General features: G+C 71.8%; 13 protein-coding genes, 1 pseudogene and 1 riboswitch. Of the genes and pseudogenes, 8 read left to right on the top strand and 6 right to left on the bottom strand.

What is annotated here, in order from left to right:
* Positions 1 to 107 precede the first annotated feature (107 nt).
* The gene (locus ABTX18_RS01755) at positions 108 to 950 is read left to right on the top strand and encodes a TIGR02452 family protein (RefSeq protein ID WP_352120733.1); all 843 of its coding nucleotides are present in this window, start codon (positions 108 to 110) and stop codon (positions 948 to 950) included.
* A 56-nt stretch (positions 951 to 1,006) separates the two neighbouring features.
* On the opposite strand, the gene ABTX18_RS01750 is transcribed toward ABTX18_RS01755, so the two are convergent.
* Positions 1,007 to 1,456 carry a type II toxin-antitoxin system PemK/MazF family toxin gene (locus ABTX18_RS01750; RefSeq protein WP_352120732.1) on the bottom strand — a complete coding sequence of 150 codons (450 nt, stop codon included), beginning with the start codon at positions 1,454 to 1,456 and terminating at the stop codon, positions 1,007 to 1,009.
* 110 nt (positions 1,457 to 1,566) lie between these two features.
* Between ABTX18_RS01750 and ABTX18_RS01745 the strand changes: the two genes are divergently transcribed.
* On the top strand, positions 1,567 to 2,586 hold the full coding sequence (locus ABTX18_RS01745) for a LacI family DNA-binding transcriptional regulator (RefSeq protein ID WP_352120731.1): 1,020 nt from the start codon (positions 1,567 to 1,569) through the stop codon (positions 2,584 to 2,586).
* A gap of 56 nt (positions 2,587 to 2,642) precedes the next feature.
* Positions 2,643 to 3,125 (top strand): hypothetical protein, encoded by a 483-nt coding sequence (locus ABTX18_RS01740; RefSeq protein ID WP_352120730.1) that lies wholly within the window; start codon positions 2,643 to 2,645, stop codon positions 3,123 to 3,125.
* Positions 3,126 to 3,202: 77 nt separating this feature from the next.
* Here ABTX18_RS01740 and trxA read toward each other — a convergent pair whose 3' ends face one another.
* A complete protein-coding gene (gene trxA / locus ABTX18_RS01735; RefSeq protein WP_352120729.1) occupies positions 3,203 to 3,574 on the bottom strand; it encodes a thioredoxin in 372 nt (123 codons plus the stop codon).
* Between the two features lie 115 nt (positions 3,575 to 3,689).
* Between trxA and ABTX18_RS01730 the strand changes: the two genes are divergently transcribed.
* Positions 3,690 to 5,132, top strand: coding sequence for a dihydrolipoyl dehydrogenase family protein (locus tag ABTX18_RS01730; RefSeq protein WP_352120728.1), 1,443 nt, complete (start codon positions 3,690 to 3,692; stop codon positions 5,130 to 5,132).
* A 41-nt stretch (positions 5,133 to 5,173) separates the two neighbouring features.
* On the opposite strand, the gene ABTX18_RS01725 is transcribed toward ABTX18_RS01730, so the two are convergent.
* Complete coding sequence (locus tag ABTX18_RS01725) at positions 5,174 to 5,764, bottom strand: histidine phosphatase family protein (protein WP_352120727.1); 591 nt, start codon at positions 5,762 to 5,764, stop codon at positions 5,174 to 5,176.
* A 124-nt stretch (positions 5,765 to 5,888) separates the two neighbouring features.
* Positions 5,889 to 5,982: riboswitch (adenosylcobalamin (AdoCbl) riboswitch) on the top strand.
* A 45-nt stretch (positions 5,983 to 6,027) separates the two neighbouring features.
* Here ABTX18_RS01725 and ABTX18_RS01720 point away from each other — a divergent pair.
* Positions 6,028 to 6,243, top strand: coding sequence for a CbtB domain-containing protein (locus tag ABTX18_RS01720; protein WP_352120726.1), 216 nt, complete (start codon positions 6,028 to 6,030; stop codon positions 6,241 to 6,243).
* Positions 6,244 to 6,272: 29 nt separating this feature from the next.
* A complete protein-coding gene (locus ABTX18_RS01715; protein ID WP_352120725.1) occupies positions 6,273 to 7,046 on the top strand; it encodes a CbtA family protein in 774 nt (257 codons plus the stop codon).
* 128 nt (positions 7,047 to 7,174) lie between these two features.
* On the opposite strand, the gene ABTX18_RS01710 is transcribed toward ABTX18_RS01715, so the two are convergent.
* Complete coding sequence (locus tag ABTX18_RS01710; RefSeq protein WP_352120724.1) at positions 7,175 to 7,684, bottom strand: GNAT family N-acetyltransferase; 510 nt, start codon at positions 7,682 to 7,684, stop codon at positions 7,175 to 7,177.
* A gap of 91 nt (positions 7,685 to 7,775) precedes the next feature.
* Complete coding sequence (locus ABTX18_RS01705) at positions 7,776 to 8,132, bottom strand: tetratricopeptide repeat protein (RefSeq protein ID WP_352120723.1); 357 nt, start codon at positions 8,130 to 8,132, stop codon at positions 7,776 to 7,778.
* 141 nt (positions 8,133 to 8,273) lie between these two features.
* Between ABTX18_RS01705 and ABTX18_RS01700 the strand changes: the two genes are divergently transcribed.
* Positions 8,274 to 9,239, top strand: a complete 966-nt coding sequence (locus ABTX18_RS01700; RefSeq protein ID WP_352120722.1) for a pirin family protein — start codon at positions 8,274 to 8,276, stop codon at positions 9,237 to 9,239.
* A 799-nt stretch (positions 9,240 to 10,038) separates the two neighbouring features.
* Here the strand turns inward: ABTX18_RS01700 and ABTX18_RS01695 are convergent.
* A pseudogene (locus ABTX18_RS01695) lies at positions 10,039 to 10,374 on the bottom strand (zinc-binding dehydrogenase); the annotation flags it as partial.
* Positions 10,375 to 10,512: 138 nt separating this feature from the next.
* Between ABTX18_RS01695 and ABTX18_RS01690 the strand changes: the two are divergent.
* The gene (locus ABTX18_RS01690) at positions 10,513 to 10,815 is read left to right on the top strand and encodes a hypothetical protein (protein WP_352120721.1); all 303 of its coding nucleotides are present in this window, start codon (positions 10,513 to 10,515) and stop codon (positions 10,813 to 10,815) included.
* Positions 10,816 to 10,898: the final 83 nt, after the last annotated feature.

The raw sequence follows: 10,898 nt of genomic DNA, 5'->3' as shown, positions 1-10,898 counted from the left end.
CCTGCCGGGAGATCGCACAAGGGTGCCCCTGTGCGTCAGAAATTCACTTGCGCCCATGCCGTGGAGGCGTCGACCATGCCTCGTATGCACCATAAGGGGGAGGGGCGGTGAGCGCCCGGCTGCGCGGCATCGCGCGGGAGACCGAGACCATCGTCGAGGCGGGTCACTACCGCACACCACAGGGCCGCGAGGTCGCCATCGAGCGCGCGCTGACCGCCGCCCTGTCGGGCACCAGGCTGTACGGCCCCGAGCCGGTGCACGTCGCCGCACTGGACACGAACCGCACACCGCGCATCGAGGTCACCGGCGAGAGCAGCCTGCAGGCGGCCGCCCGGATGACCGGCGAGGGACCCGGCAAGGTCGCCGTCCTGAACTACGCATCCGCCCGCAACCCCTGCGGCGGCTACCTCAACGGGGCACAGGCACAGGAGGAGGCGCTGTGCCGCGGTTCCGCGCTGTACGCGACACTGCTGAGGGCCCCCGAGTTCTACGCCCACCACCGGGCCGAGCGCAGCGCCTTCTACACCGATCGGGTGATCCACTCACCGGGCGTGCCCGTCTTCCGCGACGACCGAGGCCGGCTGCTCGACACCCCGTACACGGCGGGATTCCTCACCTCGCCCGCACCCAACGCCGGAGTGATCCGCAGCCGGACCCCGGAGTCGGCCCGCCTCATCCCAGCCGCCCTCGCCTCGCGCGCCGAAAGGGTGGTGGAGGTCGCCGCGGTACGGGGCTACCGCAGGCTGGTCCTGGGCGCCTGGGGATGCGGCGTGTTCCAGAACGACCCGGCCGAGGTGGCGGGCGCCTTCCGCGCGCTGCTCACCGGCGGCGGCCGTTTCGCGGGCCACTTCGAGCAGATCGTCTTCGGCATTCCCGACCGCGACGCCGCTGCGCCCAACCGGGCGGCCTTCGACCGTGCGTTCGCCGACGAGGCTCAACTCTCAGGCTGAGGTCGAGCCATAGGCTGCGACGCCGGCCGGGCATCTTGCGGAAGGGCCGCCGGCCGTCACCTCCAGCCGTAGAGCTCACGCAGCCGCACGACGACCAGGTCGAACCTGTCCCGGTCCAGCGCGCACGCCTCGCGCCGCATTCCGCCCTCGTGGACCCGCAGCACCCGGTCCAGATCGACCCACGAGGCCCGGCCCGAACTGTCCCAGGGACCCGCTCCCAGCGCCACCCACTCCCGTTCCCGGTCGTGCTGCTTGCTCGACAGCTGTACGGCGAGCAGGGTGCCCGTCACCTCGCGTGCGACGACGAGAACGGGACGGTCCTTGCCGCGGCCGTCGTTCTCCTCGAAGGGCACCCAGGTCCAGACGATCTCGCCCGGGTCGGGGTCGCCGTCCCGGTCGGGGGCGTACGAGGTGCGGACCGGACCCACGTCGTGCGGGTCCGCCTGGGCGGTGGCGGTGGGACCGGCCTGGCCGGGGAAGCCGGCGCTGCGGTTCTGGATCGTCATCGCTCCACCGTAGGACCTGCGCGGCCTCGCGCGGGGAGCAGGTGCACCGTACCGGGTCCGGGCCCCGGCGCGTTCCCGCGCCGAACGGTTCTGTAAGACTGCCCGACGCCATGAGTCAGTTACCCAAGCAGCCCGCCGAAGGTCCCGTTCCGACCAGCGCCGACGTGGCGCGGCTCGCGGGCGTCTCGCGGGCCACCGTGTCGTACGTACTGAACAACAACACGGCCGTACGGATCAGCGATCCGACCCGCCGCCGGGTACGGGAGGCCGCCGCAGAACTCGGTTACGTACCGCATGCGGCCGCCCGGAGCCTGCGCGCGGGACACTCCCGCATGGTGCTCCTGCCGACGGCGAACCTTCCCTCCGCGCCGCTGCACCGCCGCTTCCTGCACGGGCTGGAGTCCGGTCTGCGGCATCTCGACTACACCGTCGTCCAGTACGGCTCCCTCGGCCTGGACCCGGACGACGCCGCCCGCGCGTGGGCCGAACTGCGCCCCGTCGCCGTCATCGTGCCGGGGTCGGTCCCGCTCGCCCCCCAGGGCATCGCCGTGCTCAGGCGCTCCGGCGCCAAGGCGGTCATCACCCTCGGGCCGCAGCCGGTGCCGGGCGCGCACGCGCTGATCGCCGATCAGCGGGAAGTGGGAGGCAGCGCCGTCCGGCATCTGCTGGAGCGCGGCCGGCGCCGGATCGGCGTGGTGATGCCCGCGGAACCGGGTCTCGCCCTGTTCGCCGGCCCCAGACTCGTCGGCGCTCGGTGCGCCGCCGGGGGCGAGGCCCTGATCGAGGAGCTCCCCCTGCGGTACACGGAGGAATCGGCCGCCGCCCTCGCCGCCCGCTGGCGCACGCTCCGTCTGGACGCCGTCTTCGCGTACGACGACAGCTACGCGATGCTGCTGATGCGGGCCCTCCAGGACGCCGGCATCGAGGTGCCCGCACAGACCGCGGTGATCGGCGCGGACGACTCACTGCCGGCCAGGCTGCTGCGGCCCAGGCTCAGCAGCGTACGGATGGAACTGGCCACGGTGGAGCCGCTGGCCGGCCTCGTCGACCGGCTGGTGCGGAACCCGGGGGCGGAGCCGGAGCGGCATGACCTGCTCCGGGCGCGGACCGTCCACCGCGAGTCCAGCTGAACCGACGCCAGCGCGGCAACATGCGCGGCGGGCGGCCCTTGCTTAGCGTCATGACCATGAGCCATCCGCAGAGTTACGAGATCCTGCTCGTCCCCGCGTTCACCGACGGCAAGGGCACGGCGGACGAGGGAGCCGGCACCGAGGATTCCGAAGCGCAAGACTCCGACGTCAAGGATTCCGACGTCCAGGATCCGGGTACGGGGGATGCCGACTCGGGCGACGCCGGTTCAGACGACGACGGTGCCGGGGATTCGGGCGTCGAAGGCGCCGAGGACGACGAGGACCTCAAGGGCACTGAGGGTGCCCGGGTCTCCGGCAGCCGGGACGCAGGCAACCACGGCCCCGGCGCGGCCATCCGCTCGGCGGTCGTGGCCGCCACCGGGGAGACGGGCGAGTCGGGATACCCGCGCTACGAAGGCGACGGGATGGTCGCGGACATCGACCCGGCCACGCACACCGTCGAGGCGCTGCTCATCGACGGATCGGAGCTCGACTACGGACTCACGGTCCGCATCTCGGAGCGGAACGTGGACGGCTGACACCGCCCGCCGGCACAACAGCCGTCAGGGCCCGGCCGTCAACGGCCGGGCCCTGGGCACACGCCAGGCGGCGTCGCCTACTTCTGTTCGTTCTGCTGCTCCGCGACCGACTTGCGGACCTCGTCCATGTCCAGCTTCCTGGCCTGGCCGATCACGTCCTCCAGGGCCGCCTCGGGCAGCGCGCCCGGCTGCGAGAAGACCGCCACATTGTCGCGGACGATCATCAGCGTCGGGATGGACCGGATCTCGAAGGCCGCCGCCAGTTCCTGCTGCGCCTCCGTGTCGACCTTGGCGAAGACCAGGTCCGCGTGACGCTCGGACGCCGCGTCGTAGACGGGCGCGAACTGCCGGCACGGGCCGCACCAGGAAGCCCAGAAGTCGATCAGGACGAATTCGTTCTCGCTGACGACCTGATCGAAGTTTTCCTTGGTGAGCTCTACGGTGCTCATGCTCTGCTACCTCTTCCTGTGCCCGTATCCACGTGTCCGGGACAACGGTGCCTGTGCTTGCGCTATTCCGCCTGCCCATGTGGCCGCGGCCCACACCCATGACCAGAATGGGCCCATGACACATGCTGTGGAGTCCGTCCCTTACGACGTTGTGGTCATCGGCGCTGGTCCGGTGGGTGAGAACGTGGCCGACCGCGCCCGCGCCGCCGGCCTGAGCACCGCCATCGTGGAGTCGGAGCTCATCGGCGGCGAGTGCTCGTACTGGGCCTGCATGCCGAGCAAGGCCCTGCTGCGCCCGGTCGTCGCCCGGGCCGACGCCCGCCGCGTCCCTGGCCTCGCCGCCGCGGTCCAGGGCCCGCTCGACACCGCCGCCGTGCTCGCGCACCGCGATACGTACGCCTCGCACTGGAAGGACGACGGCCAGGTCGCCTGGCTGGAGGGGATCGGAGCCGACATCTTCCGCGGCAAGGGCCGGCTGACGGGCCCGAAGGCCGTCACCGTCACCGCGCCCGACGGTACGGAACACCGGCTCACGGCCCGCCATGCGGTGGCCGTGTGCACGGGCAGCCGGGCCGTCGTCCCCGATCTGCCGGGCATCGACGGCGCGCGGCCCTGGACCAGCCGCGAGGCGACGAGCGCCAAGGAGGTGCCCGGACGTCTCGTCGTGGTCGGCGGGGGAGTGGTCGGCGTGGAGATGGCCACGGTGTGGGGCGCCCTGGGCGCCCAGATCACCATGCTGGTCCGCGGCAAGGGGCTGCTGCCCCGCATGGAGCCCTTCGCCGGTGAGCTGGTCGCCGAAGCGCTGACCGAGGCGGGAGCCGACATCCGTACGGGTGTCTCGGCCACCTCCGTCGAGCGCCCCGCGCCGGGCGGACCGGTCACCGTCGGACTCGACAACGGCGAACGGATCGAGGCCGACGAGATCCTCTTCGCCACCGGCCGCGCCCCGCGCACCGACGACCTGGGCCTGGAGACGGTCGGCCTGAAGCCCGGGTCCTGGCTCACCGTCGACGACAGCTGCCAGGTCGAGGGCGTCCCGTGGCTCTACGCGGTCGGTGATGTGAACCACCGGGCGCTCCTGACGCACCAGGGCAAATACCAGGCCCGCATCGCGGGCGCGGCGATCGCCGCACGTGCCCTAGGCGTGCCGCTGCTGGAAACGGACCGCTGGGGCGCCCACGCGGCCACCGCCGACCACGCGGCCGTCCCGCAGGTCGTCTTCACCGACCCGGAGGCGGCCTCGGTCGGCCTCACCCTCGCCGAGGCGGAACAGGCCGGCCACCGGGTCAGGGCCGTCGACCACGACCTCGCCGCCGTCGCCGGCTCCGGCCTGTACGCGGACGGCTACCGGGGCCGGGCCCGCATGATCGTCGACCTGGACCGGGAGATCCTGCTGGGGGTCACGTTCGTCGGCCCCGGCATCGGCGAGCTCCTGCATTCGGCGACGATCGCGGTCGCCGGCGAGGTCCCCCTCGACCGCCTGTGGCACGCGGTTCCCGCGTACCCGACGATCAGCGAGATCTGGCTGCGGCTGTTGGAGACGTACCGGGGGAATTAGGCTCTGACCGGCCGGACAGGCCCTGGGCTTTCCCGCTCGGCTCAACGCCCCGGCCCGGGCGCGAGCGGACGCCCGCAGCGCAGGTTCCACCGCCCCGCCCGGCCGCTGAGGTCCGTCAGCGCCAGCGGGGCGACGTCGATCCGCCAGAACGCCTGCGGCGGAAGCTCCAGGGCGCGGACGACCGCTGCCCTGACCACCGCAGGCTCCACCACCGCCAGCACCCGCCGGGGACTGTCGCCGTCCAGGTCCAGGGAGTCGAGCCACGCCCCCACCCGGGCGCATAGATCCAGCAGGGACTCGCCGCCGTGCGGGGCTGCGGCGGGATCCGCGAGCCAGGCGGCCACATCTTCCGGTTCGCTCGCGCTCACCTCGTCCAGCCGTGCACCGGACCAGCGGCCCAACTCCCAGTCGTGCGTGGCGGGTTCGACAACGGAACGCACGCCCAGGGCGTCGGCGGTCCGGGTGCAGCGGCGGGACGGGCCATGCACCGTCCGGTCCGCGGCGGGCAACGTGCCCGCGGCGGCACGGGCACGCCGGAGCCCGGAGTCGTCCAGGGGCGCGTCACCCGCGAACCGGGCCTCGCGCAGCGCGGCGTTCATCGCCGGTGAGACCAACATCACCCGTACCGCCATACCCGTTCTCCACTCCCTGAACTGTGGCCACTTGGCCAAGCACACCACGGCATCCGGGGGCCATCGAACCGCCCCCGGGCACCATGGCGGCTCTCGCGCCCAGGCGGTATGGTCGCGACGACATGACGAAGGTGTGACGGAAGCCCGGTGAGAATCCGGCACGGTCGCGCCACTGTGAACCCGTACCTGTGCGGGAAGTCAGACCCAGCACCTTCGTCTCAGGCACCACGATCGGGACGCGTGTTCCCTCAGGAGGTTCTGCCATGGCACAGACTGCTGCCCCCGCTGCCGTCACACCCGCCATCACCCCCATCTCGCTGAAGTCCCTTGCCCCTTGGGCGGTCTTCTTCGGCGTCCTCATGCTGATCCTGCTGTACTTCGTCGGCGCCGAGCAGGGCGCCACCGCGCTCATTTCGGGCGAAGGCGTGCACGAGTGGGTCCACGACGGCCGCCACCTCCTCGGTTTCCCCTGCCACTGATCCATCCGGCTCGTCCAGGGGAATCCCTCATGAACTCCATATCCGTCAGAGCCCTGCTGGTCCGCGGCATGCTGGCCGGCCTCGTCGCGGGCGCGTTCGCGCTGCTGGTCGCCTACTTCCTCGGCGAGTCCCGGGTCGACGCGGCCATCGCCCTCGAAGAGACGCACAGTCATGACCACGGCGGCGGCGAGGAACTCGTCAGTCGCACCCTGCAGTCCACGGGCGGCCTCGCCACCGGGGTACTCGTCTTCGGCGTCGCCGTCGGCGGCATCGCCGCACTCGTCTTCTGCTACGCCCTCGGCCGGATCGGCCGCTTCGGCCCCAGGGCCACGGCCGCGCTGATCGCGGGAGCGGCCCTGCTGACCGTGTACATCGTGCCGTTCCTGAAGTACCCGCCGAATCCGCCCGCGGTCGGCAACCCGGACACCATCGGGCGGCGCACCGCACTGTTCTTCCTGATGGTCGCGCTCAGCGTCCTGCTGGCCGTGGCCGCCGTCATCCTCGGCAGGCGGCTGGCTCCACGTCTGGGCAACTGGAACGCCACGATCGCCGCGGCCGCCGGCTATGTGCTCGTGACCGGCCTCGCCTACGCCTTCCTGCCCTCGTTCAACGAGGTCGGGCACGACTTCCCGGCCACACTGCTCTGGCAGTTCAGGCTGGCCACGCTCGCGGTGCAGATCACGCTGTGGACCACCTTCGGGCTGGTCTTCGGCTACCTCACCGAACGGCTGCTGGCGCCGAAGCCGGATGCGGTGACGGCCAAGGACGGCAAGACGAACCGGCCGGCCACTGTCGCGGGCTGAGTCCGGGAGCAACCAGACGACCCGCGACGGCGGGACGTAGGCGGCAGAGGCGTGCATACGGCGCCGGCGCCACGCGCAGAGCCCGCCGGGGGAGATCCCGGCGGGCTCCGCCGCGTAAGGAAGCCGGCTCACTCCTGCCCGGCGGGCCCGTCCCAGTCGATGCGGTAGTGCTTCAGCCGCGCGTCCTCCTTGACGAGGCGCATGCCCGCCGCGGACATGACGCGCTGCGAGCCGATGTTGTCGAGATCGGTGTCTCCGTGCACGCATGCGACGCCCTGGGCACGGGCGAACGTCAGCAGCGCGCGAAGCGCCTCGGAGGCGTACCCCATGCCGCGCATCGACGGCACGAGCCCGTAGCCGATCGTGACGTGCCCCTGCTCGTCGGGCGCCCCGTGAAACCCGGCACCGCCGATCACCAGCCCGTTCTCGCGGAGCCGTATCCCGTAGGGAACGTACGGACTCGGGTCGCCGGTCTCCGTGCACGTGTCCAGGAACCGCTTAGCCGCCCCCATCTCGCCGGGCCACGGGTACCCCGGAGCCCAGCGCACGCCCTCCCCCGGCCGGCCCGCCGCCACCTGCTCGGCATCGGCGACGGTCATCGGACGGAGGAGCAGGCGGGGTGTGACGAGGTCATCCATGCCCCAGGAAGTACCACGCGCCCCGGCCGGGCCGCACCGGAATATCGGGCCGGCCGGGGCGAAGGACTGCGGCGCCCGGCGGGTGCGGCGGTCAGGCGCCGCCGGCCGGGACGAAGTCCCCGGACAGAGCGGACGCCAGCCGCAGCTGCGTGTCCGCTTCGGCCTGGCGGTCCTGACGCTCCAGCGTGCGGCCGAGCATCAGCCGTGCGTACTGCTCGACCGGGTCGCGCTCCAGCACCGCGCGCAGCTCCGTCTCGGCGCGGACGAGCCGTGCCGAGTGGTAGTAGGCCCGCGCCAGCAGCAACCGTGGCGCGACCTGCTCCGGCACCTCCTCGACGAGGCCACCCAGAACCCGGGCCGCGATCGTGTACTCCTTCGCATCGAAGAAGAACTGCGCGCGGTCCCAGCGCTCGGCTGCGGTACCGAACTCGTAGTAGGTGTCGCTCATGTGACCTCCTCGGTCGGGGGTACCGCCGGGTCCTTCCCGTACGATCCACCCGCGTCAACACCCAGAGATGGTTTAACATTCCACTAAATATTCGGCGTGGGTGTCGCCCGCCCGGAGTCGCACGGGAATAGGTTGACCGCCATGAGCAATCTCGATCGCCAGGCCGCACTCTCCGTCTGCGGAGGGCGGGGTTTCGTCGTCGCCGAACCCGTACGGGAACTCCTCAGCCCGCGCCACGTCCGGCTCGGCGAGTCCACCGAGGTCCGCAGACTGCTGCCCAATCTGGGCCGGCGCATGGTCGGGGCCTGGGCCTTCGTCGACCACTACGGCCCCGACGACATCGCGGACGAGCCCGGGATGCAGGTGCCGCCCCACCCTCACATCGGTCTGCAGACCGTCAGCTGGCTGCACGAGGGGGAGGTCCTGCACCGCGACAGCCTGGGCAGCCTGGCGACGATCCGTCCGCGCGAACTCGGCCTCATGACCTCCGGCCGCGCCATCAGCCACTCCGAGGAGAGCCCCCGGCCGCACGCCGCGCTGCTGCACGGCGCCCAGCTGTGGGTCGCGCTCCCCGAGGCCCACCGCAACGTCGAGCCGCACTTCCAGCACCACGCGGGCCTGCCGACCGTCACCGCCCCCGGCCTCACGGCCACCGTGATCCTCGGCACCCTCGACGGCGCCACCTCGCCCGGCACCGCGTACACCCCGATCGTCGGCGCCGACCTCGCCCTGAGCGCAGGGGCCGAGGCGCGCCTTCCGCTGGACCCGGACTTCGAGTACGCCGTGCTGTCGATGTCCGGCGAGGTGGAGGTCGACGGCGTCCCGGTCGTCCCCGGCTCGATGCTCTACCTCGGCTGCGGCCGCACCGAGCTTCCCCTGCGCGCGGAGTCCGACGCCGGTCTGATGCTTCTGGGCGGCGAGCCGTTCGAGGAGGAGATCCTCATGTGGTGGAACTTCGTGGCCAGAACCCAGGACGAGATCACGCAGGCCCGCGAGGCCTGGATGAACGGTGATCGCTTCGGCGCGGTACGGGGCTACGACGGTGCACCGCTCGCTGCTCCGGCGTTGCCCGCCGTACCCTTGAAGCCCCGGGGACGTGTGCGCTGACTTGCGGGTTCTTCCGGGTTCGTGTCAGAGGACGGTCCTGCACTGCGCTGCTGTTCCCATCTGTGCCCGCGTTTGACCTTGTGTGCCAGGACGGATGCTTTCCTGGTTGGTCGTCAGGTAGGTGTGTTGCTGTTGCGGCGGCCAAGGATCTGGGGTGCCTCTCGGGCGAACGGGCTGGCAGGCGAATGGTGGCGTTGCGGTCCGGTCAAGCCGCCGTCGGCTGTCACAGAAAGAGATGCTGGCCACGGCCAGCGCATTGGTCGTGTGCTGGTGGCTCAGCGGCAGCGATCACGGGCTGCGAACATGATGGCCGGTGCCCCTACCGGGAGCCCCGCACCGAATTGGTCCCGATCTTGATCACTGCGGGCCCTGGGGCCGTTGCTGTGTTGAGTTGGCTGCAGTCGGCAGCTCCGGGGTGACGGTCCCAATCGCCCCGTTGCCGCGGGACCGGTACCGCGTGGTGGCAACCCTCGACGACGCCCCTCGGGAGCCGGACGCCGCGTACGTCCAGCGCATCCTGGACGAGCGGGCGCCCGGCCAGGCGGAGGTCACCGGGTGGTGTGGAGCTCGCGCTTCCGCGTGCACCACCGGGTCGCCGACTCCTACGGCCCAGCGCGGCCCGCAGTCACGAACGTCTCGCCCGCACTCGCTGACCGCTACCACGAACTCCGGTCCCATACGAACTCTGGCATCAAAAGCCGACCAGCGTCCTTGACCGTGATGGGGTAGCGCCTTGTGCGAGTGCCTGTTCTGCCTGCGCGAGTCCGCGGATCGCCTGGATCAGTTGACTCACCCTGGGTCAGGTGGCGTCCTCGGTGACGCGGATGATCGTCCGGCCGGTGATCCGCCGCTCGGGGGTGAACGCGGCGGCTGCCTCGGTCAGCGGCCGCACCTCGCCGATCCGCACGTCGAGCTGTCCGTCGCGCAGTCGCTGCGCGAGGTCCGCCAGGCGCACACGGTCGGGTTCGACGACGAAGAAGAGCGCCCGCCCGTCCTTGGGCCGGACGGCGGGGGGATGGGCGATGGTCACCAGCGTGCCGCCGGCGCGTACGAGAGCGGCCGAACGGTCGAGGACGTCACCCCCGATCACGTCGAACACCACGTCGACCTCACCGGCGTCTTCCAGCGGGTCGGCCGGCCTGCTCGACGGCAAGCCTCCGGCGGGTCTTCGCCCGGGAGCTGTCCATCAGCCCGGCCGCCTACCGGCGTCGCTTCGGAACGGCCCGCCGCCCACAGACGTAGGGCGCCGGCCGGGCACTGGTTCGGGCACGAGGTGACAGCCACCTCGCATGGCCCGCGCCGCGTCACGATCCGCGCCCGGCGCGCCTTCACCCGGTGTCGGGTGGTGAAGTTGCTGCGGGAGGCCACCGGGCGGACGGAGCCCGATCGGCGCGGCGTCGACTGGCCCGCGACGGTGGCCGCGCTGTGCACCGCGCTGCCGGGCGACTACAAGGACATCGCGGGGCGCTGGAGCCGAACGATGTCGGTGTTGTCATCGAGCACGGCACGGACAAGCGGTGGCTGGGCGAGTCACTGGCTGCGTCGATCAACGGGCGGGGCCGGTATGCAGGGATGAGGCAGCCCCTGAGGGGCCGGACCCGGGGGATCTCGCCCCACCCGCAGACGCCGTGCACCAATAGCCGTAGCCGCCCTGACAGT

It is taken from the genome of Streptomyces sp. NPDC096323 (assembly GCF_040302845.1).
GTDB lineage: Bacteria > Actinomycetota > Actinomycetes > Streptomycetales > Streptomycetaceae > Streptomyces.
The sequence above is the reverse complement of the archived record's forward strand: the minus strand, read 5'-3'. Positions and strand labels throughout refer to the sequence as shown.

Excerpts from the sequence above, each read along its gene's own strand:
- ABTX18_RS01710 (WP_352120724.1), bottom strand. The coding sequence starts at position 7,684 with ATGGATGACCTCGTCACACCCCGCCTGCTCCTCCGTCCGATGACCGTC.
- ABTX18_RS01705 (WP_352120723.1), bottom strand. The coding sequence starts at position 8,132 with ATGAGCGACACCTACTACGAGTTCGGTACCGCAGCCGAGCGCTGGGAC.
- ABTX18_RS01720 (WP_352120726.1), top strand. The coding sequence starts at position 6,028 with ATGGCACAGACTGCTGCCCCCGCTGCCGTCACACCCGCCATCACCCCC.
- ABTX18_RS01750 (WP_352120732.1), bottom strand. The coding sequence starts at position 1,456 with ATGACGATCCAGAACCGCAGCGCCGGCTTCCCCGGCCAGGCCGGTCCC.
- ABTX18_RS01700 (WP_352120722.1), top strand. The coding sequence starts at position 8,274 with ATGAGCAATCTCGATCGCCAGGCCGCACTCTCCGTCTGCGGAGGGCGG.
- ABTX18_RS01740 (WP_352120730.1), top strand. The coding sequence starts at position 2,643 with ATGAGCCATCCGCAGAGTTACGAGATCCTGCTCGTCCCCGCGTTCACC.
- ABTX18_RS01730 (WP_352120728.1), top strand. The coding sequence starts at position 3,690 with ATGACACATGCTGTGGAGTCCGTCCCTTACGACGTTGTGGTCATCGGC.
- ABTX18_RS01725 (WP_352120727.1), bottom strand. The coding sequence starts at position 5,764 with ATGGCGGTACGGGTGATGTTGGTCTCACCGGCGATGAACGCCGCGCTG.
- trxA (WP_352120729.1), bottom strand. The coding sequence starts at position 3,574 with ATGAGCACCGTAGAGCTCACCAAGGAAAACTTCGATCAGGTCGTCAGC.
- ABTX18_RS01715 (WP_352120725.1), top strand. The coding sequence starts at position 6,273 with ATGAACTCCATATCCGTCAGAGCCCTGCTGGTCCGCGGCATGCTGGCC.
- ABTX18_RS01745 (WP_352120731.1), top strand. The coding sequence starts at position 1,567 with ATGAGTCAGTTACCCAAGCAGCCCGCCGAAGGTCCCGTTCCGACCAGC.